Source organism: Leptothermofonsia sp. ETS-13 (genome assembly GCF_049200465.1).
GTDB lineage: Bacteria > Cyanobacteriota > Cyanobacteriia > Leptolyngbyales > Leptolyngbyaceae > Leptothermofonsia.
In genome coordinates this window covers 512,163-538,478 of record NZ_CP120836.1, presented here as the reverse complement: position 1 = coordinate 538,478, position 26,316 = coordinate 512,163, and the positions used below count along the sequence as shown (strand labels likewise).

At 49.1% G+C, this 26,316-nt stretch carries 19 protein-coding genes; 10 read left to right on the top strand and 9 right to left on the bottom strand.

Annotated elements, in window-relative coordinates; translation table 11 throughout:
* Positions 1-46: 46 nt before the first annotated feature.
* The 3 genes from pip to P4D80_RS02515 all read left to right on the top strand — a co-directional run bounded on the left by pip (position 47) and on the right by P4D80_RS02515 (position 2,467).
* Positions 47-997, top strand: coding sequence for a prolyl aminopeptidase (gene pip / locus P4D80_RS02525; RefSeq protein WP_421657278.1), 951 nt, complete (start codon positions 47-49; stop codon positions 995-997).
* Between the two features lie 382 nt (positions 998-1,379).
* Positions 1,380-1,535: a hypothetical protein gene (locus tag P4D80_RS02520; protein WP_421657277.1), complete on the top strand. Its 156-nt coding sequence runs from the start codon at positions 1,380-1,382 to the stop codon at positions 1,533-1,535.
* Between the two features lie 542 nt (positions 1,536-2,077).
* Positions 2,078-2,467 (top strand): hypothetical protein, encoded by a 390-nt coding sequence (locus P4D80_RS02515; protein WP_421657276.1) that lies wholly within the window; start codon positions 2,078-2,080, stop codon positions 2,465-2,467.
* 132 nt (positions 2,468-2,599) lie between these two features.
* On the opposite strand, the gene P4D80_RS02510 is transcribed toward P4D80_RS02515, so the two are convergent.
* The gene (locus tag P4D80_RS02510; protein WP_421657275.1) at positions 2,600-3,589 is read right to left on the bottom strand and encodes a glycosyltransferase; all 990 of its coding nucleotides are present in this window, start codon (positions 3,587-3,589) and stop codon (positions 2,600-2,602) included.
* Between the two features lie 249 nt (positions 3,590-3,838).
* Here P4D80_RS02510 and P4D80_RS02505 point away from each other — a divergent pair, with 249 nt between their 5' ends.
* From P4D80_RS02505 to P4D80_RS02480, 6 genes are all read left to right on the top strand, one after another.
* A complete protein-coding gene (locus P4D80_RS02505; protein ID WP_421657274.1) occupies positions 3,839-5,476 on the top strand; it encodes a cyclic peptide export ABC transporter in 1,638 nt (545 codons plus the stop codon).
* 19 nt (positions 5,477-5,495) lie between these two features.
* Positions 5,496-6,740: a glycosyltransferase gene (locus P4D80_RS02500; RefSeq protein ID WP_421657273.1), complete on the top strand. Its 1,245-nt coding sequence runs from the start codon at positions 5,496-5,498 to the stop codon at positions 6,738-6,740.
* Between the two features lie 1,016 nt (positions 6,741-7,756).
* Complete coding sequence (locus P4D80_RS02495; protein ID WP_421657272.1) at positions 7,757-9,829, top strand: BamA/TamA family outer membrane protein; 2,073 nt, start codon at positions 7,757-7,759, stop codon at positions 9,827-9,829.
* Between the two features lie 73 nt (positions 9,830-9,902).
* Positions 9,903-11,600 (top strand): serine/threonine protein kinase, encoded by a 1,698-nt coding sequence (locus P4D80_RS02490; RefSeq protein WP_421657271.1) that lies wholly within the window; start codon positions 9,903-9,905, stop codon positions 11,598-11,600.
* 49 nt (positions 11,601-11,649) lie between these two features.
* Positions 11,650-12,474 (top strand): twin-arginine translocase subunit TatC, encoded by an 825-nt coding sequence (gene tatC, locus P4D80_RS02485; protein WP_421657270.1) that lies wholly within the window; start codon positions 11,650-11,652, stop codon positions 12,472-12,474.
* 123 nt (positions 12,475-12,597) lie between these two features.
* Positions 12,598-12,897, top strand: a complete 300-nt coding sequence (locus P4D80_RS02480) for a hypothetical protein (RefSeq protein ID WP_421659473.1) — start codon at positions 12,598-12,600, stop codon at positions 12,895-12,897.
* Here the strand turns inward: P4D80_RS02480 and P4D80_RS02475 are convergent.
* From P4D80_RS02475 to P4D80_RS02460, 4 genes are all read right to left on the bottom strand, one after another.
* Entirely contained in the window at positions 12,817-14,760 is a 1,944-nt protein-coding gene (locus P4D80_RS02475; protein ID WP_421657269.1) for a hypothetical protein, read from the bottom strand. The genes P4D80_RS02480 and P4D80_RS02475 overlap by 81 nt on opposite strands.
* A 324-nt stretch (positions 14,761-15,084) precedes the next feature.
* Positions 15,085-15,687, bottom strand: a complete 603-nt coding sequence (gene hemJ, locus P4D80_RS02470) for a protoporphyrinogen oxidase HemJ (protein ID WP_421657268.1) — start codon at positions 15,685-15,687, stop codon at positions 15,085-15,087.
* A gap of 104 nt (positions 15,688-15,791) precedes the next feature.
* A complete protein-coding gene (locus P4D80_RS02465; RefSeq protein ID WP_421657267.1) occupies positions 15,792-15,992 on the bottom strand; it encodes a DUF2811 domain-containing protein in 201 nt (66 codons plus the stop codon).
* Positions 15,993-16,529: 537 nt separating this feature from the next.
* Positions 16,530-18,095: a cryptochrome/photolyase family protein gene (locus P4D80_RS02460; protein ID WP_421657266.1), complete on the bottom strand. Its 1,566-nt coding sequence runs from the start codon at positions 18,093-18,095 to the stop codon at positions 16,530-16,532.
* A gap of 119 nt (positions 18,096-18,214) precedes the next feature.
* Between P4D80_RS02460 and P4D80_RS02455 the strand changes: the two genes are divergently transcribed.
* Positions 18,215-19,561: a four-carbon acid sugar kinase family protein gene (locus P4D80_RS02455; protein WP_421657265.1), complete on the top strand. Its 1,347-nt coding sequence runs from the start codon at positions 18,215-18,217 to the stop codon at positions 19,559-19,561.
* Positions 19,562-19,568: 7 nt separating this feature from the next.
* Here P4D80_RS02455 and P4D80_RS02450 read toward each other — a convergent pair whose 3' ends face one another.
* The 4 genes from P4D80_RS02450 to P4D80_RS02435 all read right to left on the bottom strand — a co-directional run bounded on the left by P4D80_RS02450 (position 19,569) and on the right by P4D80_RS02435 (position 26,178).
* Positions 19,569-21,320, bottom strand: a complete 1,752-nt coding sequence (locus P4D80_RS02450; protein WP_421657264.1) for a serine/threonine protein kinase — start codon at positions 21,318-21,320, stop codon at positions 19,569-19,571.
* Positions 21,321-21,550: 230 nt separating this feature from the next.
* Positions 21,551-22,267 (bottom strand): YdcF family protein, encoded by a 717-nt coding sequence (locus P4D80_RS02445; RefSeq protein ID WP_421657263.1) that lies wholly within the window; start codon positions 22,265-22,267, stop codon positions 21,551-21,553.
* A gap of 47 nt (positions 22,268-22,314) precedes the next feature.
* Complete coding sequence (locus P4D80_RS02440; RefSeq protein ID WP_421657262.1) at positions 22,315-24,561, bottom strand: GumC family protein; 2,247 nt, start codon at positions 24,559-24,561, stop codon at positions 22,315-22,317.
* Between the two features lie 147 nt (positions 24,562-24,708).
* The gene (locus P4D80_RS02435; protein WP_421657261.1) at positions 24,709-26,178 is read right to left on the bottom strand and encodes a polysaccharide biosynthesis/export family protein; all 1,470 of its coding nucleotides are present in this window, start codon (positions 26,176-26,178) and stop codon (positions 24,709-24,711) included.
* Positions 26,179-26,316 lie beyond the last annotated feature (138 nt).

The following is a 26,316-nucleotide window of genomic DNA, read 5'->3' as shown; positions in this document are numbered from 1 at the left end:
TAGAGGCAGTTTCCTCCAATTATGAATCTAATCATCAATCTCACCCATGAGAGAACTTTATCCACCTATTGAACCTTATCAAACGGGGATGCTTCAGGTATCTGAATTGCACCAGATTTATTTTGAAGTATCTGGCAATCCAGTAGGCAAGCCTGTGGTGGTTTTGCATGGGGGCCCTGGTGGCGGTAGTCTTCCCTTTTACCGCCAGTATTTTGACCCAACCCGGTGGCGCATTGTGATGTTTGACCAGCGCGGTTGTGGGAAAAGTACACCTCATGCAGAATTACGAGAGAATACGACCTGGCATCTGGTGGCTGATATTGAGCGGCTGCGATCGCACCTCAATATTGACCAGTGGGTTGTTTTTGGGGGCAGTTGGGGCAGCACGCTGTCGCTTGCCTATAGCCAGACGCATCCAGAGCGCTGTTTGGGGCTGATTCTGCGGGGAATATTTATGTTGCGGCGCAAGGAACTTCACTGGTTTTATCAGGAGGGAGCGAGCTACATCTTCCCAGATGCCTGGGAAAACTACCTCAAACCGATTCCCCCCGAAGAACGGGATGATTTGATAAAAGCCTACTACACACGGCTGACCAGCCCAGACCCGCAAACCCGATTAGAAGCCGCTCGTGCCTGGTCTGTGTGGGAAGCCAGTACCAGTAAGTTGCTGCCAGACCCCACTCTCATCAGCCACTTTGGGGAAGATCAGTTTGCCGATGCCTTTGCCCGGATTGAATGTCACTACTTTGTCAACGGTGGTTTTTTGCAATCCGAAGACCAGTTGCTGAGACAGTGCGATCGCATCCGCCACTTACCCGCCATCATTGTTCAGGGACGTTACGATATCGTTTGCCCCATGATTACTGCCTGGGAATTACACCAAGTCTGGACCGAAGCCGAACTGATCGTCGTGCCTGACGCAGGACACTCCATGACTGAACCCGGCATTCGCAGCGTTTTAATTAAAGCAACAGATCGATTTGCGGTAAATAGCTAGTGGTCTGTTAAGGCTTATTGTGTAAGTTGAAAGTTCATACAATAACCACTCTTACTCGATCCAGAGGTTCAAAATTAAAACTGAAAAACCATTAGTACAGCAAAACAAAAGTTTTTTGGGGTGCAGGGAGTGAAACTCCTACTCTGCCGTGTTGCAAAATTTATGACTTGCGGCCTAATTGACTGACAAAACTTGAAAAGGAGGGAGGCTAAGCCCTTGGTAAAACGGCACTCGCAGATTAGTGTGAAAGTTACCACCCAAACACAACTGAACCATGCGAACCTCCCCAGCTATGGGACCTTCTGGGTCAATCCACTCAATGGGCTGATCAACGGCATCTGCAACCCCTGATTTGGATGGTGATTGGACTGATTTGTAGTGAATGCATCAGCCAAACCCAATGGGGTGTTTACATGCAGAGTCGAGCAAAATTCGCCCAAAGCCATCCACGCCGTTCAGTCGCTGGTTGCCCAATAGCCGCATCCATGTCCAACGAGCCTACTACAGTCCGCTGCTTGCAGCCGCATTAGCCCAGTGAGGCGTTTCTGAAATTACCTTAATTGAAGACACGACGATGTTGTGGGACGAGTTCTGCCCGATTCGCAGATCGATTCAGTACCGGGGATGTGCCATTCCCTTGATTGGGCGGGTACTACGCCACGGCAGTAGTAGTGTTCGCTTGGAGGTCTCTAGCGGTAGTCATTATGGTTAGGACGGGGTGCAGGGGTGGAACCCCTGGCTAGGGGCGAAGCCCCCATTCCCTCTCTAATTCCAATGCCCTAACGCACCTGCGTAGTGCTATAACTCTTGAAATAATAAATGTTGGCATACTAGCAGGCTAGCAACGCGCTGGAGCGGACGGGCGAAAGTCTCGGGTTGATGCAGAGGTTATCTACCGTCACTCAGCTAAGCCGATAGCTAGATGCGAGACCATCCACTTACAGGGGTATGTTAAGCAGGGGGCGGGAATCAGGAATGGAACGGTTTGTGTACCTGACATGCTTATCCAAATTCTTGTGGCTACTGCTTCCTCTTTACCAGTAGATTCTTCCCTTCCGCTCATAGAGAGTCACTCTGTCTATGCAGAATCAGTCCCTCACTTTGGTTCCGGTAACGGCGGTGATCGCGGCTAGTCTCGCGATCACCGGAAATACTCACCCTGCCCTGGCAGAGTCTCCCAATTCAAGCATTCTGCTGGTTACTCGCCCTGCCTCGGTCAACCAACCCGTTGCCGTGGTTGGCAGAAGACACCGTTCGCATCATACTCCCCAAAAACTGAGGGCTATTGCCGGTAGTATCTCTGCCAGACCTGTTAGAGCAAAGGAACCCTCTATTATCCCCGATGGGCTGATTCCCAAATCGGTGATGGAAGTGAATCAATCTCAATCCAATCGTCCCGTTGATCCGATTGATTTCTTCAAAGTGCCACCACTGGACTCTGGGGTCAAGATGCCAATTAAGCGGTATTAGGGTTAGAGAATAAGAAGGAAGAAAGAAGATAAGAGGCAGAGGGAGGAGGGGGGAGTGATGGAGTAGAAAACCTTAACTCTATCACCCCGTCACCCTATCACTCCCTCACCCATCCACCCCTTCACAACCCCTCTATACCTCACCCAGGATGCGATAGTAGGTTTTCAGCAGGTAGTCTGGTTTGAGGGCTGTGATTTTGTTTCCGGCGAAAATCAGCAAGACGGAAATAGCGGCGATCGGAATGGAGAGGGGCAGGTAAAGCAGGTGGCGCGGTTCGTTTTTCACCATGCGCTGGAGGCGTTCCAGGAATACATGCATTTTTCCGTGCAGCCCACCTAGTGGATCGCGGTATTTTTCCCTGTTGCCTGGTTCCTGATCCGGTTTGGATAGGAGGCGGTTTTGCCAGTAGTAGTCGTGACCAATCAGGAGAAAGCGCCAGAAAAAGTGAGACAGTCCATTGGGGGGAGCATGGGTGGCGCGGGCTTTGGGTTGCCTCCAGATGGTATGTCCATCCTTCAACAGGTTGTAGGCGTGGATCACGCAGTTACCTCGATAGAGCGGCAATTCTAAAGGAATGGGATTTTCCAGAAGAAATTGTCGTCGGAAGGCAACGTTATTCAGGAAGTATTGGGAAGAGGGTGTTAGGGCAGTCTCACCGGTGTACTGAGGAAAGATGTAGGTCAGTGCCATTGCGGTGCCGTAGGGACCGATGCCACGGGTGGTAGTTTCTCCGGCAACGGCCTGAATGGGTTCGCCTTGGGTGAAGGTGGTCAGGATGGTTCTCAGCCAGGTGGGTTCATAGATGCAGTCTGAGTCGCAGTAGACGATGATGTCTCCGGTCGCGACCTGGGCACCCAGCATTTTGGCTTTGTAGTAGCCTGTACCTGCTGGGGCGGGATGGATTTTGATCCAGGGGTAGCGATCGCACAATTGCTCTAACAGATCTGGGGGGGTGTCGCCGCTATCAATTAGCAGAACTTCGTTGGCCTGACTGGGGGAAACATCCTGGTTGACCAGGGAAGCGAGGGATCTGGACAGCCCTTCCAGATCGGCATTAGCCAGGTTCTCAGTTTCAAGGATGATCGAAAAGCTGGGCAGGGTTTTGTCGAAAGGCACATCCATAGGATTTAATCCGTCACTCCTCTTTTCACCAGTTGATGTGGAATTGGGTAGGGGCTTAATTGGGGACTGTTCTTAGTGAACGGGTTACGCTATTCCAACCCATCCTACAGTGGTTTTATATTTCATTGGTGCTACTGACTTATCTGCCAATTTATACCCTGAAATGCAAAGATAATAGGGCGACCATGTCTAAGTGTAAAGTTTTGGGTGGCTTCGGAAAATCCTCCCAGTGGGTCGCAGTCAGGTGATATGAATTTAATCCTCTTTCTTTTGCGATCCTCCTGGCGAATGGTGGCGATCGCGGTGTTCACGGGTTTCCTCAGTGGTGGCAGCAGTGCCGGGTTAATTGCCCTGATCAGTCGTGCCATCAGTCAGGAATCGGTGAATCTTGCTTCCATCGGCTGGGCCTTTGTGGGGCTGGCGGTCATTTCGCTGGTTACCAGTGTAATTTCCCAGATGATGCTGATCCGGCTGGCGCAACAGGCCATCTTTCAACTGCGCCTCAACCTCAGCCGCCAGATTCTTGCCTCAGAACTGGCACACCTGGAAAAACTGGGGGCTCCTCGTCTGCTGGCAACCTTGACGGATGACATCCAGGCGGTAGCTGATGCGGTACGGTTGGTGCCTTTTTTGTGTATTGATATGGCGATCGTGGCGGGCTGCCTGGTCTACATTACCTGGCTCTCGTGGCAGGTGTTTCTGGTCGTCTGCGTCATTACCTTTGTTGCCCTCAGTAGTTGCCAGTGGCTATTGAAGCGCGGCAAGAGGCTGCTGGCACGGGCACGGGAAGAGCAGGATCATCTGTTCGGGCACTTCAAAACGGTCACTGAGGGAACAAAAGAGTTAAAGCTGCACTACTGGCGACGGCAGGCCTTTTTGCGAGAAGATTTGCAGTCTACTGCGGCTACCTACCGCCGCTACAACGTGGGCGGGCTGACGATGTTTGCCATGACCTCCAGTTGGGGCAAGCTTATCTTCTTTTTTGCCGTGGGGTTTGTGTTGTTTGCCCTTCCAAAGTTTATGACCCTCAGTTTGGCTACCATTTCGGGCTATGTGCTGACCTTCACTTATCTAATGTTGCCGATGGATAGGTTAGTCAACCAGTTGCCGGTGATGAGCCGGGCGGGAATTGCCCTCAGCAAGATTGAATCTTTGGGGCTTTCCCTTGCCAGTCGGGCAGAAGTGGCAACGGTCCCCCAGGAGATTCAGCAGCACTGGCGATCGCTCACTCTCAAAGGTGTCACCTACACTTACCAGGTTGAACGGGAGGATGCCTGCTTTGTCTTAGGTCCAATTGACCTGACCCTCCACCCTGGAGAACTGGTCTTTATCGTCGGCGGCAATGGCAGTGGTAAGTCAACGCTGGCAAAACTGATTACCGGGCTCTACATCCCAGAAATGGGAGGAATTTATCTCGATAACCAGCCGATTGATGATCACCATCGAGAATGGTATCGTCAGCATTTTTCTGCCATATTTGCTGATTTTTACCTGTTTGATCGCCTGCTGGGTCTGGAGCGGGAAAACCTCGACGCTCAGGCTAGAGATTACCTGTGCAAGCTGCGCCTGGATCACAAAGTTTCCATAACTGCAGGAAAGTTCTCTACCACAGCTCTTTCGACCGGGCAACGAAAGCGACTGACACTCCTCACGGCCTATTTAGAAGACCGTCCCATTTACCTATTTGATGAGTGGGCAGCGGATCAGGACCCGATGTTTAAGGAGATGTTCTATACCGAATTCCTGCCCCAACTGCGAAACCAGGGTAAAACAGTCCTAGTTATTAGTCATGATGATCATTACTTCCATATCGGCGATCGCCTGATTAAACTAGACTACGGGCAAATTAAGTATGACAAACGCCCGGACCAGTGGATGGGTAGATGAGTGATGGAGTAAAGCCTGAATGATTATCTTGGAAATCCTCTTCACCTTTCTGATCCTTAGCTCCATCGCTTTCTACTTCACCTGTGCCTTTTTCACCTACCGATTCTTCTCTGCTCCTGAATTGGATGAAAAGTCGGAAGTTAGGAGTCAGGAAGGAGAGGTCAGGAAGAAGGAAGAAAAAGGAAAAAAGAAGAAAGAAGAAAGAAGTCAGGAATCTCAAGGAGTGGATGAATGGGAGAGTAACTTATCTACCCTCTCACCTGTTTCCCTGCTTGTTCCGGCCTGTGGGGTGGATGCGGGAGCCTGGGAAAATTGGTCTTCCCTCTGCACTCAGAACTATCCCAATTACGAAGTGCTCTTTGGAGTCACCGACTCACAAGACCCCTGCATTCCAGTATTGAAAGACCTGGAGGCAGCCTATCCTGACAAAGTTCGCCTTTTTGCTGGACTGGATCCGCGTGGGATTAACTACAAAGACAGCAACCTGAGCTACCTGCTGGAGCAGGCAAGGCATGAAGTGATCATTTTTGCCGATAGCGATATCCGGGTTCATCCAGATTACATTCGTGTGGTCACTGCTCCCTTAGAAGACGATCGCGTGGGGATGGTGACCTGTGCTTTCATTGGTTACGATCCCCAATATCTGGGAGCTGCACTGGCTTCTCTGGGGCGTTGTGTAGATTTTATTCCCAGCTTGCTGATTGCCTGCGCTATAGATGGGGGCCTGCGCTGTGCGGTAGGGGCCACGATCGCCACCCGTCGCTCTGCCCTGGAAGCCTACGGCGGCCTACAAATGAACCGTATCGGCTCCGATTACAATATGGGCAAACGCGCTGCTGAGGCTGGCTATCGGGTGGAGCTTTCTCCCTATGTGCTGGATTCAGACACGGGCAATGAAAGCGTGGGGCAGGTCTTTCAGCGAGAACTGCGCTGGGCCAGAACGATTCGCTTCAATCGGGGACCGCAGTACTACACAATGGTGTTTTGCTACGGCACGGTCTACAGCGTTGCGTTGCTGTTGGTATCCGGGTTTGCGGGATGGGCGATCTCGCTGACACTGCTTACCTATCTTGTCCGTTATCTACAAGCTCTGGTTGCCATTTCCAGTATGGGGGCACTTAAACTGATCCGCTGGCTCTGGCTATTGCCATTCCGGGATCTGTTCAGCTTTGCGGTTTGGTTCAAGGGAGCCTTTGGGCGCAGAGTGTATTGGCGGGGTCGGCAGTTGCGGATTGAAGGAGATGGGTTGATTACGCAGGAGTAGATGCAGGGTATGGGGAGCGGAGAGTACAGTGTGGGATTTTTGTATTTTTGTGGTTCAAAACTGAGAATTGCGGTTAACCTGTTTCCACGGGAAGCGATTGTCCATAGCAACAGCCATCTCTAAAGCTCTCGCTTTTCTCGTCTTTTCTCGTTGCCAGACTCTAGTACAGCATGGCGGGAATACGGATACTATTCTGGCTCCCTCCCGCTCCCCACTCCCCAGCCCAATGGTTACAGAACTGATACCATCGCCCACTAGTTTGGCGGTCTTATAACTGTCCCCAGGTTTCTTAGGACGTTGGTTTTAAGGGGGCTGCGCCCCAGTCAGGGGTTCATTCCTGTACCCCGTCTTAAGCCTGGTGGTTATAGCTATCATTGGAAGCTCCGGCTTCACCTCCTTTACTTTTTGAAAGAAGCTAGAGCTTTCACAGAAGAATTACAAAGTTAGAGCTTCGTAACCAGAATTCATCTTAACCAGAATCCATTTTAAGCAGAGTTTACCTTTGGGTTTCTCAACTTTAGAAATAAAGACAGACATTGTTCCGGGAATCTCTACCCGTAGTGGTTAGATCCGTCTATTTTAAAAAATAGTCACTAAATGTGGCGTATTCGCAAAATATCGTCTACACTCCAAACGTGTAAATCTCAATCGTTTAATTTCAGGGTTTTAGTTATAGCGGTAGTCATTGTGGTTAGGACGGGGTGCAGAGGTTCCACCCCTGGCTGGGGGCGAAGCCTCCACTCCCTCTCTAATTCCAATGTCCTAACGCACCTGCGTAGAGCTATAACCAGTAGGTTGGGTTTTGCATTTTTTTGTGAAGAAAACAGCAGTTGTTGTGCAGGTGTGCAAAATGGATGTGCCACTCTGGTACTTCTGCTTTTTCGCAAGACAGAACGCTTTCCAATGCTCAGTCAATTCGCTCCTTTCCTGCTTTGAATTCCTCCCTGACTACTTCTAGAAGGCGAACATTAGCGCTCTTTCCAGCGTTCATTGTTTTTGCTGCCGCGCCTCCGCTCATGGTTTCTGGTCTGTGGGGCGATCGCGCCTTTGCCCAGGATGCTTCCCCGCTGCCAGCCTCGTTTAACCAGAACTATCAGACCGTAGAGGTTGCTGGTCCAGGCTCGACCGCTTCGTCGCCGTCTAATCCAGAGACCAGCATCTCATCGGTTCCCGAAAATACCCTGCCTTCTTCCCTATCTGACCCGATTTGGGTCATGCCAGAGCAGCCAGCAGCGCCCCCGGCCAGCGTGACAGTTCCTGAAATTCGCAAGCCGCCCCCTACTCCCAGTAAACCAGCCGCAACTCCTGCTAAACCGGCAACGGCTCCGGCTACCAATACCTCACCAGATTTGGTGGTAACAGCAACCAGCGTTGCAGTGGAAGGGGCCGATGCCGAGCTGCAAGAGGTGGTTCGCAAAACGATCAAGACTCAGCCCGGCGGACAGACCAGCAAAGCCCAACTTCAACAAGATGTGGCAGAAATTCTGGATACGGGCTTTTTTGCGACGGCCAATGTCACCAGTCGTCCCAATCCAAATGGCATTAGCGTCGTTTTCCAGGTGACGCCGACGGTGGTTCAGTCAATTCAACTTTCGGGAGCCCAGGCTCTGACTCAGGACGTTGCGGAGGACTTGTTCAAGCCGCAATTGGGAGCGACGATTAATCCCACAGAACTAACCCAGGCGGTGCAGCGGATTAACCAGTGGTACGCCCAAAATGGCTATGTTCTGGCACGGGTGTTGAGCCTGGAACCGACTCGTGACGGAACGGTGATTGTGACCGTGGCTGAGGGGGCTGTGGGCGATGTACAGGTTCGCTTTGTGAATAAGGAAGGGAAGACAGTTGATGAGAAGGGGCAACCTCTGCGTCACCGCACCCAAACTGATTTTGTGCGACGGCAGATCAAACTTCAGCCGGGGCAGGTGTTTCAGGACAGCGTTGTGCGGGAAGATCTGAAACGGCTGAATGAGTTGGGCATTTTTGACAGCATCAGTGTCAGTTTTGAAGGGGATGCCCGGAGAACAACAGTTGTTTACAACGTAGTAGAAGGCAAGTCACGTGGTTTTAACTTTGGTGGCGGTTATAACACCGATTTGGGTGTGTTTGGCAGTGTCAGTTATCAAGATCGCAACTTTGGTGGGCTGGCCCAAACGGTAACGGGTAGCGTTCTGGTGGGCAGTCGGGATGTTCAGTTTGATGCCCGCTTTGTGAGCCCTTACCGTGATACGGATCCCAACACGCCTGGTTATGGGGTTGACCTGTTTCGACGGCAAGGACTTTCCCGCGTTTTTGATGACCCCTACCGGCTGCCAAATGGCGATCGCGTCCGAGAACGAAGACTAGGCGGCGGGGTGAACCTTAGCAAACCCCTGGGTCCGGGTTGGATGGGCACGCTGGGACTGAGTTATACCAATGTCAGCATTCGCGATCGCGAAGGAGACGCCTTCGCCACAGATTCTCAAGGGCGGCCCCTCACCCTCAGTGACAGTGGCATTGACGATCTCTACGCCCTCACCTTCAATGCAGTTCGGGATCAGCGAGATAATCCTGTCAACCCCAGCAGAGGATCTATTCTGAGCCTTAGCACCCAACAATATTTCCCAATTGGGCGTGGTCATGTTTTTGGAAACCGACTGGATGCCAACTATTCCCAGTATTTTCCTGTCAACCTCATCAGAGGGTTAAAGGGAGACCAGCCTCAGGTTCTGGCCTTCAATTTACAAGGAGGTACCTACCTTGGCGATCTGCCTCCCTACAACGCCTTCATTTTGGGTGGAGTGAATTCCGTTCGGGGCTACGAATTTGGTGAGGTGGCGACCAGCCGCAGCTATGTCCAGGGTTCAGTCGAATACCGCTTTCCCATCTACAAATTCATTGGTGGGGTTATCTTTGCAGATTTTGGCTCCAGTCTAGGCACCCAGGATGATGTGCCAGGAGAACCCGGCGAAGTCCGCGATTTACCCGGCAGTGGGTTTGGTGCTGGACTTGGTCTGCGCTTCAATTCGCCCATTGGCATCATTCGAACCGAGTTGGGGATCAATAATGAAGGAGGAACTCAGTTTCACTTCGGATTTGGTCTACCCTTTTAGACAGTTATGCGTTATGAGTTATGAGTTATGAGTTGATCAAACCAGACACTGAACTCAAAGCTCAGAATCGGTGATGGATGTATTAATTGGCACAAGACTCCAGAGTGGTAAGTACACTCTGGATCAGGAGTTAGGCCGGGGCGGCTTTGGGATCACGTTCAAAGCCACCCATCACCTGTTGGGTCAGGTGGTGGTCATCAAAACTCCCAATGAGGCATTTCGGAATGACCCCCACTATGCCGACTATCAGCGAAAGTTTCAAGATGAAGCTCGTCGGTTGGCGCTGTGTGTCCATCCCAACATTGTTCGGGTGAGTGACTTTTTCATTGAAGCGGGCCGGGCCTACATGGTGATGGACTATATTCCCGGTCCGACCCTGGAAGAGGTTGTTTTTCCGAATCACCCCCTGCCAGAAACCACAGCACTCCACTATATCCGGCAGATTGCTAACGCCCTCAAAGTTGTGCACCAGAATGGCTTACTGCACCGGGATGTGAAGCCACAAAATATCATTCTGCGCCAGGGTACCGATCAGGTGGTGCTGATTGACTTTGGGATTGCCCGCGAGTTTACACCCGGTTCTACCCAGACCCACACCAACCTGATTTCCTCCGGATATGCACCCATTGAGCAATACATGGCGAAGGAGAAGCGCACTCCTGCAACGGATGTGTATGGACTGGCCGCAACCCTCTATAGCCTTTTGACCGCTGAGATACCAGTGGCCTCGATCCTGCGCGATCGCCAGCCCATGCCCGAACCTCGCCATATCCGACCTGAGCTGAGTGCCGCCGTGAATCAGGCGGTGCTGCGGGGAATGGCGATCGAAGTTCGGCATCGTCCCGCCAGCATTGATGAATGGCTGTCACTTCTGCCCGATGGCTACTCTGGCCGCGGTTCACCCATCTCCCCATTGCCTCTCCCAACCAGTCCTCCCCCGCCCACAACCGAAGCCACCCTTCCCATTGCGCCCCGTCCACCAGCCCCCTGGCCGTCTTCTGCTCCCAATGAATACACAGCTCCAGATAAACACACCGCTGTTCAGCCGACCGTTGCTCCCCAAATCCCACGTCGCTCTGGCGGGTTCCACCCACTTTTGATTCTGTTCGGTCTCTCCGTTCTAACCCTGACCGGAGTCACTATAGGAGCATTCTGGTTCAGATCGATGAAGGCACCGGAAACCGTTGAAGTTGTTGAAGAACCCCGCCCTTCCCCCACTCCCTCTGTTGCGGAATCACCGAAACCGCGTCCCAGCCCTTCCCCCACTCCCAGTCCATCGCCGAAACCCACTACCCAAGCCGCCGAGGAATCCCCAGAACCCAAACCCTCAGAGGAGCCGAAACCTGATTCCGGTGAAACCTTGACGATAACCATTCCTGGATTTCCTACTGGCAGCTCGGAAAGCGAAATTAAGGCAGCCCTGGGAGAACCTACCCAGGAAAATAAAGGCTACTGGAAAAATACGCGCACTGCTCAATACAATCTGGTTCCAGATGCTGTGACGCTGGCCTATATTTACGACATCTCCAGTGGAAAAGTCCGCCAGACGGAAGCCTCTTTTGCCCAATCCGTGGACTTGATGCAAATGAAAGTTGCCCTCAACGGCATGATGGGTGGTAGCGCCCCTGAAGCATTGGATGAGTTGCAGCGGGTTTACCAGCGTCAGTCGAATGAATACTCCTTCTCTAAAGGCAATTTAAAAGGCACTATTCAACGCGACGAAAAAGATCGCATCTATATTTCTGTTTGGGAAGCGGATCTACACGATTGATGAGTTTGCTGCCATACAATAAGTGACAGATGCTTCGGAAGCCCGACCAATGACCGCCTCCCCGGAATTAGAGACTCCATCTGACCAGGAATTGGGCGCTGACTCAGCCAGTTCAGCCTCTAGTAATGCACCCTTTACGGCTTCATCTGCACTGATTGATGAGGATGAACTGCCTAACGACGTGGAAATGTCGTTGTTTGACCATCTGGAAGAACTGAGACAGCGAATTTTCTATGCGCTGATTGCAGTTGGGGTTGGTATTGTTGGTTGTTTTACTGTAGTTAAGCACATTGTCCAACTGCTGCAAGTGCCAGCCGGACCCGTTAAGTTTCTTCAGCTTGCACCTGGAGAGTACTTTTTTGTTTCCCTGAAAGTGGCCGCCTATAGTGGTGTTCTGGTAGCTAGCCCAGTCATTCTGTACCAGATTATTGCCTTCGTTCTGCCTGGTTTAACACGGAAAGAACGGCGGTTGCTGGGGCCGATTGTGTTTGGTTCTAGCATTCTATTCATTGCAGGGTTGGTATTTGCCTACGTCGCTCTGATTCCGGCTGCACTGAAATTTTTTATCTCTTACGGTGCAGACGTAGTGGAGCAACTCTGGTCGATCGATCGCTACTTTGAATTTGTTCTGCTGCTCATGTTCAGCACCGGGCTGGCCTTTCAGGTTCCTATTATTCAAGCGCTGCTGGGCTTGCTGGGCATTGTTTCCTCCAGCCAGATGCTGGCTGGTTGGCGCTTTATCTTAATTGGGGCTGCGGTAGTTGGAGCCGTTCTGACTCCATCTACAGACCCCCTGACCCAAAGCTTGTTGGGGGGAGCGATTGTAGCCCTGTACTTTAGCGGTATTGGTTTGGTAAAGCTATTGGGCAAATAAATCTAAATCCAATTACACTAATCACTCACGAAGATGTCGAAAAAGTTGAAATCTAGATAGACGAGGTTGTTAAAGCAGAGGCTTTTCCTGAAGCCAGCCAGGAAATCAGCCTACAAACTTTAGATTGATTTTGGAAAATATCATGTCAAAAAGTCGAGCGCTAAAATCACGAAGTTCTATACATTAGAGGAATTGATTGGCAAACAACTGCTGGCCGTGGCCAACTTCTCACCTCGACAAATTGCCAGCTTTATGTCTGAAGTGTTGGTGCTGGGTGTTGTCCTGGATGAAGGTGAGGTTGTTTTAATTCAGCCCGATTGCAGCGTTCCAGGTATTACCTACTTAACCCTTCATCAAAACATTTTTTTCATAACGAGTAGGAGCCAGAATAACCTGAATTCCCTTTTTCTGGCACTGGTTTGAAAGGTTGTTTAGTAAGTATTCCCTGGCTTCAGTAGAGAGCTCATTGTAGGGGGTTTCTCCAAGCTTTCCTTCTACATCCAATGTTCTCAAAAAATCTTTGAATCCCAGAAAAGCAAGTTTGTAGATAGCTTGCTGGCTGTAGATCCCATCGAAAAACCCACCATGAACATTAATTGACCTCAGCCAGCTAAAACGAGATGTTAACCAATTAAAAATAAACTGAATCCTGAACCAGCTAAAAATAAACCTGAACCAACCAAAGAAATAGGAAAAGCCAAGAAAAAAATAATCCCAAAAGCTCAAAGCTGATTTCCGGAGAGCATAGCTGACAACTCCCCTTTGCTTGCTGTTTGCCTCAGCTAAAGCGGGGTTTTTTTCGTACTCAACCGCATCTCCTTTATAATCAATATAATCGGTACAGTCAAAATAAGTGAACAGGTCTGAAACCAGAATATCTCCCGCTTCTTTTTGAGTCTCATCGGGATCTCTAATTTCGCTTAAATTTCTGTGATCATGGGCTGATGCTCGAATTTCAAGATAGTAGTACGGTAGCTCTACTGCATTTTCACGGCGGTTAACAATGCCATAATCGTTCTCTTCCAGTCGTCGGTTTTGATAGTCATTTTGGCCAGTAAACCGTTTCACCGTGATATTCCCTAGACGGTAACCGCCAAAACGCGTCTTGGCCGGGAAGCTGAAGTAATTAGCGGCAGTTGAGGCAAGTCTGACTGCCAGATCGGCTTCGTTGCTAAATACATAGGCTTCCTTACAGCGACGTAAAGAAGATTGTAAGAAATTGGCTCGTCTGGGCATGATCGCTTCTACGGGGATGTCTGGTGCAATCAGAATTAACCGATCCAGACAAAATACCTGACCAATTTCTGAGGTTGGTACCTTTGCCACTGCCAACTGATCAAAAACATCAGAAAGAATACGAATTGTATTGGTTACAATAAAGCAACCCATACTATGTCCAATGAAATTTAAGCTAATCCTTCTAAGTTTTAAGGCTATAGCGTCACTTAGGTTTTTCTGAATTTCTACTTTCTTCAAATCGCTAATTTGATCCCAGATTGCCAGTTTTCCTTGCCAGTCTTTAAGTTCCCATTCTTCTTTGTTGAGATTGATTTCCGCTGACAATTCTCCCTGAATATGCTCAAATTTTAAGTTGATAACTAAGTAAATTTCGTAAACGGCCTGATCGATCTGCCTGATTAGCTCAACCAGGTCTAACACTCCAAAATTAGTTGCTCGATAGTGATCTCGAAAATAAGTAGAGAGCCTGAAAAAGATGAGGGTCAGTATGAGTGAAAATAGAATAACAGCAATGATCAGGATTGGTATCAGTAACCGATTTGAAGATTGTAAGAAAAATAGCAGTACAACTGTTAAGAGCGTAACTAAGACTCCTCCTACAAAGATGATCCTTAATAGTTTTGGCAGAGCACTCCAAGTATTTCCAATCTTACTTTGACCTGAACCATCGGTATCGCTGATGGTGCGATCGCCCGTTGGTTTTTCAGAAGGCCAGAGGTAACCCAAAAAAACATGAGTTCTTGATTTGCAGATCTCGGCACCATATTTAAGAATTTTTTTGTACCGAGCCTTGGCATCAGCTCGTTCTGTACCGTAGCCGTGAATGGCAATAACAATCTCCGGGTCGTTGCTTTCTACTAAAAACTGAGCAATCTTCCGAATCTTCCCCTTAACTGGTTCAGCCGGTGGAGTGGGCTCTTTTTCCTCCACATTAATTGGGGCAGTGCTGGTTACAAAATAGCCAAGAATCGGCTCTGGTTGAGCAGCTTCAATTTGTTCCAGATCAAACTGATTAATCGTTGAGACGGAAGGAGTCGAAGCATTCATACTTAAGCCGCCTGTCTAAAAGTACAGTTGACATAGCAAAGAAAATACTTTCGAGGCAGCTTTTTAAACAAATTTTAAACAAAATGTTGAAAGGGTTATAGAAATTCAGAGCTAATTCAGTTATTACATCACCCCTATGGGCGAACAGCCCGCCCGGACAAAGAGTAATCATTTAAATGGATTCATATAGCGCTCCTTCTTAAAATTTGGACGGGGTGCAGGGGTTCACAAACTATTTGTGAACGCTATATCAGGCACAGGCAAGACAAAGGCCAGAGCGAATTTCAGCTTTGGCCTGTTCTGGTTTGTGGTGGTTATGCTAACTTACGCTGCTGAACCGCCAGAACTAGCGGTGCTAACCAGCTCATTCGCTTCGGCTTCGGCCCGTTCTTTGTCCAAACGCCGCTTACGGGCATAAAGCTGAATACTAACAGCAAAGGCAACAACCATTCCAGCGATTACGTAAGTAGTCAAGTCCGTTGGCAAATTGTTCTTGAAAATAGCCAGCATCACAATTACCACCAGAAAGATGGTTGGTGCTTCATTGAGCCAGCGAAACTGTTGAGCCGTGATTTTGCATTCCCCAGCAGCCAGTTGTTTCATAATCCGCTTGCAATAATGGTGATAGCCAATTAACAGCAGCACCAGCCCAATTTTGACGTGTAGCCAGGGTTGTCTCAGAATTTCTGTTTCAGTGCTAATCAACCCAATTGCCATCGCTACTGTTAACAACATCCCTGGCGTCGTAATGATGCTATACAGCCGCTTTTCCATCAGCTCATACTGTTCTTTCAGAATGCTGCGGGCGGGCTCAGGCTTATCATTGGCTTCTGCATGATAGACAAACAGACGAACGAGATAAAACAAACCTGCAAACCAGGTGACAAAACCAACGATGTGAAATGCTTTATACCAGTAATAGGCCATGAATAACCTCTTGTAGATTTTGGATTTGAGCGTTGGGATTCACTCTTAAAAATCTAGAATCTTTCAGCGCCGTAGTGCAAAAGAATCGCCAAAATCTAAAATCGCTACACGATCTGTTTGAACAAACTATCCAGGTAAACTCGCGCAGCCCGGCGATCGCATTCTCCATTCTGCAACAGAAAGAGAGACAGGGCAGCGGCAAACACACGATCCTGATCCCAATCCGGGTGGGTTTCCAAGTAATGGGTGAGGGCATTGTGGAGGTCTTCTGGAATATCTGCCAGGATGCTGACGGTCGTGTTCATGGAAACCTCAGGTGTTGCTTGGGCGAGTAGAAGCTGGAGCAAAAAGCTAATTTGCACCCTGTGGAAAGACGACAGACAGGCCATATTAAACCAGTGCCAAGGTAGCAAGAACCAGACGCAACCTTCTGATGGGTCAAGCAGCTACGTTTAGTTTTAGCTCAAAGCGCTCGCATTAGGGCGTAAGTGCTTCATTCTGTTCGTGGTTAGGCAGCCTTGTCAATGCTTCAAATTGTTTCAATCTGCTGCAACTCGAAAAGGTTCTGACGAACGAATGCAGGTTTGAGGCTGATCCCCGTTACGCAACTTTACAATTTCCGATACAAACGGGCCATTTCCAACTGGATTTGCAAAAATCCCTGGAAACATACAAAGAACCGATCCTGCCGTCAACTCTTGTGGAAAAGTCAGAAAATTCTGTGGAAAACTTTAGGGAAATCTGTGGAAACCATGTGGAAATTCTGTGGAATCTCTGGGGAAAACTCTAGTAAAAGATAAGAATTGCAAACAGTCAAAAAGTCAGGAATTGTTGAACGTCTGTTAAGAAAAGCGGTGCCACTCCGCTGCCTGCTGACGAATGGCGGCCAGTTCTTCGGGAGGCATTTTGTCCAGATTTTTTAGGATAAAGCTCATGCGTCCTTGAGAGCTGAGTTGACTGCGGTGGCGGTCCAGGAAGTCCCAGTAGAAAAAGTTGAAGGGGCAGGCGTCTTTTCCAGTACGGGCGATCGCCCGATAAACACACTGACCACAATAGTTGCTCATGCGATTGATATAGTTAGCGGAAGCCGCGTAGGGCTTGGATGCTAGCATGCCACCATCTGCAAATAGCCCCATCCCAATCACATTGGTTTGCATCACCCAATCATAGGCATCGATAAAGGCTGCATGAAACCAGGCTTCGACTTCCTGGGGAGAAAGCCCCGCAATCAGGGCAAAGTTGCTCAGGATCATCAGCCGCTGAATATGGTGAGCGTAACCTGTTTCCTTCACCTGGGTCAGGATCTGGTGCAGGCAATTCATATCCGTTTCTCCCGTCCAGAAGAATTCTGGAAGCGGATGGATATGGTTAAACTCGTTTCGCTGAGGATAGCTATTGTCTGTGTAGTGATAGACTCCGTGCATATACTCCCGCCAGCCCATCACCTGACGGATAAAGCCCTCTACGCTACTCAGATCCCAGGAATCCTGATTTTTCAGGTAAGCTTGCTCCGCTGCCTCCACCACTTCCAGAGGGTGAAGCAGCCCGATGTTGAGGTAAGGAGAGATCATGCTATGCCACATGGTGGGTTCCCCTGTAAGCATGGCATCCTGGTAGGGACCAAAACCGGGCAGGCGGGTGTGGATAAAAAAGTCCAATACCTGGAGAGCCTGCTGCCGGGTGACAGCCCAGCGAAAGGGTTCAATTTGCCAGTACTGATGATTCCGTTGAAACAGGTGACTCTGCTTTAACCAGTCAATCACTTCCTGAGTGATGGCATCGGGTTTAAACCACAGGGCTTTTGGGGTTTTTAAGCCACCTTTGGGAGGTTTGCGGTTTTCTTTGTCAAAGTTCCAGCGTCCACCCAGGGGGCGATCGCTCTCCATCAATACTCGAAAGCGGCGACGGCCTTCCCGGTAAAAGTCTTCCATCAGCAGACGCTTGCGACTACCCGCCCACTGGTTAAAGTCTTTTTCGCTCCAGAGGAAGCGATTACTGGGAACGAGGGTAATTTTGCAGGGCAGGTTCAGGCTCTGAATCAGTTGGGCAAAGGGACGGTCTGTGGGGGCCATAACCCTTAGCTCAGTAATTCGGTGTTGCACCACCCATTCCTGAAGCGGTGCCTGAAAATCCTTCGCTGCCCGGTAGTAGCTTACTGGCCATCCTGCCTGGCGCAATTCTTCGGCAAAGTGGCGCATGGCTGACCAGACCAGCACCAACTTTTGCAGGTGGTAAGGGATTGCTTGAACATGGTTGAGCGATTCGATGAAAATAACAGGGGTGTTAGATTTCTCTCGATTACAGGTTTGTAAAGCTGCCTGCCCCTCCCATAGCTGGTCGCCTAACACCCAAACGCCTATTGTCATCCCAATTTGCCCCGAAACACCAAACCCCTCCGAACCTAGCACATCTGAAGATTGAGTGTGGACGCTATCGAGTGAGGAATATAGACAGGGGTGGCATTTTTCAAAGGGACTTCCCTTCGAGATTCCGTATAATCGGCATAGATCGCGATTGCCCGCCGCCGATGACGAAACCCAAAATCATTGTTCTGGACGATGACCCAACGGGGTCGCAAACCGTTCACAGTTGTCTGCTATTGATGCAATGGGATGTGGAAACGCTGCGATTAGGGCTATCCGACCCGTCTCCCATCTTTTTCATCCTGACCAATACACGAGCTCTGACACCCGAAAAGGCGGCGATGGTGACACGAGAAGTGTGCCAAAACCTGAAGCAAGCCCTTTCTTTGGAAAACATCCATGATTTTCTGGTCGTCAGCCGCTCCGACTCTACACTCCGAGGGCACTATCCAATCGAAACGGACGTAATTGCCGCAGAACTGGGTCCCTTTGATGCCCACTTTCTCACCCCTGCTTTCTTTGAAGGCGGACGCATCACACGGGATAGCATTCATTACCTCAAAGTGAATGGGGTCGATACCCCTGTTCATGAAACTGAGTTTGCGCAAGACTCCGTATTTGGCTACCACCACAGCTATCTGCCAGATTACGTGGCCGAAAAGACCCGGGGGCGGATTGCCGCAGATAGCGTTGAGCGATTTCTACTGGCAGATATTCGTGCAGGCGTTTTGGAGCGATTGATGAATCTGCACGATAACCAGTGCTGTGTGGTGGATGCCGAGGTGCAGGCAGACCTGAACCGCTTTGCTGCAGAAGTGTTAATGGCGGCGTCCCAGGGCAAGCGGTTTCTATTTCGCAGTGCTGCCAGCCTGCTAACGGCCCTCGCAGACCTGCCCCCCCAACCGATCGCCGCCGAAGATATGGCAACCTATGTGCGCGCAGGCAAAGCCGGTGCTGTGATTGTCGGTTCCCACGTCAAGAAAACGACTGAGCAGCTAGAGTCGCTGCTGCAACAACCTGGTACAGTGGGCGTCATGGTAAACGTTGCCCGCCTGCTAGAAACCACGGGTGACCCACGGGGAGACTTGTTGAGTGCGATCGCCCAGCAGGTAAACGAAATCCATGCAACCGGAAAAACCCCCGTCATCTACACCAGTCGTCAGGAACTCACCTTCGACGATGTGCAGACGCGTTTGAATTTTGGCGAGGCTGTTTCTACTCTGCTGATGGATATCCTGCGTCATTTACCCGGCGATATCGGCTTTTTAATCAGCAAAGGAGGAATTACCTCCAACGATACCCTCAGCAAAGGATTGGCACTCAGAACTGCTAACCTTTTAGGTCAGGTTTTACCTGGCGTTTCAATGGTTCGAACTCCGGCAAACCATCCCCAATTTCCTCACTTGCCCGTCGTGTTGTTTCCAGGCAATGTGGGAGATATCCATGCTTTGGCAACCGTCTATCAACGCCTGAGCAAGCACAACAGTTACACCAGTGGTAGACCCAACTGACATCTGTTTACGGTTTGATAAAACGTCTTTCAAATTTGAGATGAGTTGCGATCGCATTCATTCGCTTGAAACTCAGATGCAGAATCAGAGTAACTAGCAATAAACCAGCCATGATCAAAATCGTAAGAACAGGTGGATTGGCAAAATTGACGGTTAAGCCTAAACCTAAACTGCTGCCCAAAATTACAGTTAGTAAGGAGGCGACAATTGCAAGCCCTTTCCCATGCCCCTTTGTCGTCAGTTTTTCCACCACTGTACCCAGTGCAATTCCAATCGTGGCTCCACCAATGACACCAACCCCCGCCCCTATGATAATGATCGGTCCAGTTGGAGCGATGGTACCTGACACGATCTTCATCAACACAGCGATCCCTACCCCAATTGCGGCTAGTGTACTGGCCGTAGATCCAACGCACCAGCCTGATGAACGCATTAACCAGGCAGCCAGTTCCAATCCAATACCAGCACCCAACAAACTCGCCAATCCCGCCATACCTGCTGACTCTGCGACCGTTCCTGCAACCAGGATTACCCAGGCCGCTAGCCAACTAATTCCTAATGAAAATAGGCCCAGGAGAGACAATAGTCCGTAGGGCAAGATGTTCGCATGGACCGGGGCAGCAGCCGTTTGAATGACGAGATGTAATGGGTAAGTCTTCGCTAAGGTGTTGGTATGGAGTAACAGCTTACGATGGTAAGTTTTGCCAGCCATCAGTTTCTGAGTATCCACTGTTATCTGGCACTCGATTTCGCTGCCTGTAAATGTGACTGGTTCTACAGCGATCCATTGATAAATCTCTGAGGGTGGATCGTGGGGTTGGGGGGCGATTTTCCACTCCCCTTCCAAAAGGGTTTCTGGAATAGGGTTTGTAATGACAACGGATTGGATGAGTTGCTCTCCTAACCGTGATGCCTTAAATTCCAGGTTCGATTGGCTAAATTGGGCTTCTGGGGGACGTAAAGGGGAGGTTGGTACGGCTGCCAGAGCGGTAACGGCGTTTGGAAAACGATCTTTCAAACGGGGCTCTACCATCTTTTCTAGCCAGTTCACCCAATGAACATTCAATTTGGGAACCAGGTGCTTAAAGCTAACCCGGTAGCTGATGTCAACCAGGTCCCCAATTCGATCAGACTTGGTATTAGTCAGAAGGCAGATGAGCGCCATGCCCAGTCCATAAAGGTCTGATGCTTCTGTAAGCTGACGATTAAAGAGTTGCTCTGGTGGCATGAAGCCGAGCGTTCCCTTGACCACGCTGCTAACGCCGACTTCCCCTTCACCCACATGGGCAAATCCAAAATCTACTAAATAAACATCACCTTCGTCATTGACCAGGATATTGGCAGGTTTGATGTCCCGATGAATGACGGGTGGAATTCGATTTTGGAGATAAACAAGGATTTCCAAAGCTGCGATCGCAATTTGCTTGATCTCTTCTGGATTAAAACTGCGAGATTCCACCAGGGAAACTGCATTTTTGTACTCTTGCACCATGCAAAAGCCATCATCGGTATGAAATGCATCAAGATAACGTGGAATGCCAGAGTGATTCAGTTCTTTCAAGAGTTGGATTTCGCGATCGTAAGCATCATAGCCTGACCAACTTGAACCCGATTTGGCAAACTGAAATTGCTTAATGACAACTTTTTGCTGGGTTTTGGTATCTGTTGCCAGATAAGTCACCCGACCACCTGCCCGGTTGTGTCCAAGTTCCTTCTCAACCCAATAGTGGTAGTGGGAGAAGTCGGGGAAATCATTCATAATTGTCGCCAAATGAAAGATTGGGTCGGCGGTACATCGATTATTCTCCAATAAAGTCTACGTGAAATTCAGGGAAATAGAAGAATTTTTGACATCAATTTTGTGAAGAAGGTTTTTGAGCGAAAGGACGAAACAGGTGTCAATTTTCATTGTGAAAGCCAGGCATTATACAGGAATTATTTTTTAAGGGTTTTCGACTCTTCAAGAAACGCTTCACAGAAGCATCTGTACTATTTTGCTTGAACTTTACAACCTGGATCGGAAAGTCTCTTTGAAGTTTTAGCGGGCACATGCTCCAATTCGTTAGTAGATCTTGGCTTAAATCGACCGGTAAGGGTGTATTGTGCCAATCCCAAATATTCTCGAGCAATTAAAGAAATTTGTTCTTGAGTACTCCACTGAGAGGGTAGTTGACTGGGATGAGGAATGACTTGAAATCCTGCTCTTTGGAATGAGAGTAGCGATCGCAGCATATGGGGTGAGTCTGTTACCAACAGAATTTTTTGAATACCCTGGGGGTACAAGATCGCACTGGAATATAGAGCATTTTCTTCTGTGCTTTCAGAGCAACGCTCACCGCTCAAGGCAGATTCTGATACCCCCCTGTCTTCTAATAAGTCAATAATTTCTCGAGCGTCTGACATACCACTGACAAAAATTTTGTCGGCTCGATGATTTTCCCACAGTTGATCTGCCACTTCGACACGCCAGTTACGTAATGCCTCGCCTCGCCCCAAAACAACAATCGAATCGACAGGTTCACCTGTGTCTGCTGGTAGTGAAAAAGTCAAGCTCCAGGTTGCAAGGGCAACCATTACTGGAGAAGTGATAATCAAGAAGCTCACGACCAAAATCGCAAAGGGACGGAGAAGCCAACGTCGCCACCGACGGGAGCTAACCAACCAGAGAATCCAGAGCAGGGCCAGCAGGATTAGTGCTTTTATCATGAACTCTGTCTTTAAATCTAAAAAATCTAAAAAGTTTTCCAGAAAACCTATTCACCTGAAGGTTTTCCTAAAGCCGTGGGTTCTTCATCAAGCAGTTGCCCACTTTGAGCTGATGCATAATACCGATGATAAGAATGATACAACCCGGTGGCATAATCTTTTGTACCATTGGCAACCAGCCCCAAGACTGGTACAGAGGATAGCTTTAACCCGTCCAGAGCCTGCCTCAATGCGAAACTCTTGGTCTTACCTAATCCTACGACCATGACAATTCCGTCAGTTTTTGCTGCAATCAACTTGGCGTCAGCAAGCCCCGTTAAAGGGGGGGTGTCATAAATTACCAAGTCGAAATGCTCCCTAAATTTTTCCATCAAGTCCTGCATCTTTTGGGAGGAAAGGACTTTGGTAGGATCAGGAGGTACAGGACCGGCCGTTAGAACAAACAAATTTTTCTCAAGGGGCGATCGCTGAATTACCTGTTCATACTCCAGATTCAAAGAAATTACACTACTCAGCCCATGAACATTGTCTAACTCCAGACGATTGTGCAGCTGAGGTAAACGCAGATCCGTATCGACCAGCAAAACCCGCTCTCCCAAAGCAGCAGCAGCCTGAGCCAGATAAATAGAAATAGTAGATTTTCCCTCTCCAGGTATCGATGAGCAGATGACAAAGGATCGGATACGAGTGTCAGAACTGAGCAGAAGGATATTGGTGTAGAGCGAGCGAAACGCTTCCAGGAAGGGAGAAGAGGTGTAATGAGTGGGTTTTGCATCGGGATCAAACCCGAACTTCTGGCGCACTTGCTGAACCAAACCTCCAACACTGGTAATAGTGGTTAGCTTTTCAAACTTTTCTAAGTCTGTGTTAAGTGGAATAGCACCCAGGATTGGTAGTTTGGTCTCTTTTAGTTCATCAGGGCTGTGAAGAATGTTGCTCAACCGATCAAGTAGCAATGCTAACCCTACGCCTAAGAGTAAACCTAGAATTGCCCCCAACATTGCCGTTTTCTTAACATTTGCAGCAGAAGGAATAGGGGCAGTTGGTGGAGTGAGAATTTGCCAGGGAACTTTCCTCTGCCCCGCATCAATCCGTAGTGCTTCGCGTTTTGCCAGAAACTGATTCAGGTTCTCCGTTGCAATTTTGAGTTCCCGTTGAATATCTGTAAATTGTCGGGAAATCACAGACAGTTGCTTGACGCGACGATTTAAGAGATCTTCAGTTTGGGCCAGGATATTGCTTCGAGCCTCTAACTCACGAATTCGGCTGGCAACATCCTTCTGCACATTCTGCCCTTCTTGACTGAGAAGGCTGAGGAGATTGCGTTGCTGATCTTGCAAAACTTTAATTTCAGGGGTATCTTCCCGAAACAAAGTTCCTTCTTTTGCAATCTGGCTCTGAACGTCCAATATCTGCCCTAATAAACTCTGATAACGATTGTTGTCTTTGAGGGCAGAACTGGCAGCCGATTCAGTTGCTTTTTGGGCCAGTTGATTATTCAAATCAACATAGAGGGCACGAGCTTCGTTTAATTTAATCTGAGTTTCAAGCCGCTGTTGTCCAATTGATGTGGCTTGCTCTGAAAGCTGCTTTCCTTGAGATTCGGGGTCAATCAGATTGTACTGCTGGCGAAAGCTTTGCAATTGGTCCTGAATGGTTTCAACACGTTGTTGCAATTGGGGAAGTTGGGCATCGACAAATTCAATCCCCTGACGGACATCTGCCAGACGTTCTTCCAAACTGTAGTCCAAATACGCTTTTGCTACCAGATCAAGGACTTCCTTCACCAACTCCGGGTCTTTATTCACATAGCTGACATTCAGGATCTCACTATTGGGAACTGGGGTTACAACCAGGCTAGCTGCGATCGCGCTGTAGCTAAAACCTGGGTACCGGGTTTTGAGCTTATCTGCAATTGGAGAAAGAAGCTTAGGGCTTACTAAAAGCTTGAGTTTCGTTTGGTCAATCCCTTTCTGAGCATCTTCCTGCTCTCGATTGCTCAGCGTTTGGGGAACCGAAGAAATTACCTGGGCTTCAACGGTAATGGGTTTGGTGAGAATTTCAAAACTCCCCTGGTACGTCGGAGTACTCGTTAGTGCCTTCAATGTAGCCGCAGATGTGACAACAATCGTAACCCCAGCAATAACCGGAATTTTGCGGCGAAGAGCGGCCACAATTTGACCCAGATTCAGTCCACCCTCATCCCCTTCTTGAGATTGATTAGCGTTGACCAGTGGCAGTGACTGGAACCGCCAGCCAATTAAGCCTTTAGATGATACTTCTTGACTCTCCATCTTGGTCTCTGTCCACGTGTCGAGGTTAATTGTGAAATGATCGAAGCCCTGTCTTTGATCCGCTACTTTCCCTGATTTATCTACATCTTACGCAAGTGATGAAATCGTTCAAGCTCTCCAAACTTGGATTGATTTTGGATTGAAGGATTATTGTCCAGTTATGATTCTGTAGATACTAAATAATGACAGAAATCCGTTAATTGGAGTCAACACCGAATTCAAATTGTCTGAAAATGTCGTTAGCGCAGAGCGGTTAACAATAATAATGTCATCGTTGTACAGCGGAGGATTTGTTTTCTCATTCAGCTCATTATCGAAATTCACATCAATTTTGCGCTTCGAAATCGTACCGTTTGGGTTTAATCGGATCAAATCAACCGAACTTTTGCGTGCTCGAGTAGTAAAGCCGCCTGCTGCTAAAACGGCTTGATTCAAAGGAGTATTGGGTGGAATTCTCACCAGTCCAGGATTCTTCACTTCTCCAACGATATTGACGCGGATACTGTCCGGAGAAAAGCTGGCAGCCGCAATTTGAATAGAGTCAGCAGGTGAAATCTCAGAAGCTGTTGGAATCACGATCGTGTCTCGATCTTGTAAGAAGAGATCCTGGCTCACATCTCCTTCTTTGAGCAATTTCCAAAGATCAATGCTGATTGTTTGCTCAGAACCTGTTCGGGTAAGGCGACGGACTTGGATGCGGCGGACATCGGCCTGGGGTCTAATCCCGCCAGCTACTTGAATGGCCCGTGTAACGGTGGGCGGAGTCGAGATTCCGCCTGTTCCCCCTGCTTGCCCTGTTTCACCAGCCGCACCAGTTCTAGCGGAAGCAGTCACGGTATGGGGTCCAGGTCTATAAACCTCCCCAACTACAGCAATATTGAGTCCCTGGCTTCTGTCTGAGGCAAAACTAGCAGAAGCAAGCTGGATCGATTCCGCTAAGTTGGGTTTGCTGATAGTGGGAACCAGAATCGAATCTCCTGCTCGTAGAACAATGTCTCGACGGGAATCGCCAGAGTTCAGAAACTCCCACAGGTCAACCTGAATAATTTGCTCTCCTGCCCTCCGGGAACGACGAACCTCTATTCGGCGCAGGTCGGCCATCTGAGTAATACCACCGGCCCGCTCTAGGGCGCGGGTTACGGTGGGTAACTGGGAAGCGGCATCACCTGCGGACACCGTATAGGCACCAGGACGGTTGACTTCACCCGAAATTCCAACCTGTACTGGGCGAGCTGCAAGCAGATTGAGATTAACAATAGGATATTTGAGTATCCTGGCATAGCGCCCAGAAATAGCATCAGCCGCTTCTTTAAGAGTCATGCCATCCACGGCAACACTGCCGACCTGGGGTAGGTTAAGAGAGCCATCGATCAGGACTTGATACTCCCCAGTAAACTGGGGCAGTTTGAAGACTTCGACCCTGACTCGATCGCCCGCCCCCAATGTATAGGCATCATCGATACTAGCACTTAAGCCTGGCGGCGCTGGATTCGCTCTAGCAGATTGCTGCGCAACCCCTGAAAGGGGATGGGCGATCGCAACACATACTGGCAAAGTTAAACCTGCAACTAGTAAACTGAGATGCTTGAGACGACCTTCAGGGGCTCGGATTGGCATAGATTTCTATTTAGTTGAAGGCAATTCCATATTATCGCCATCCTCATTATCTGTTCTCAGCATCACCTAATCTTTATCAAAGGGACCTTTGTATCGATGGAACCTATTTACGAAAAGCAAGCCCGGAACAGGATAGGA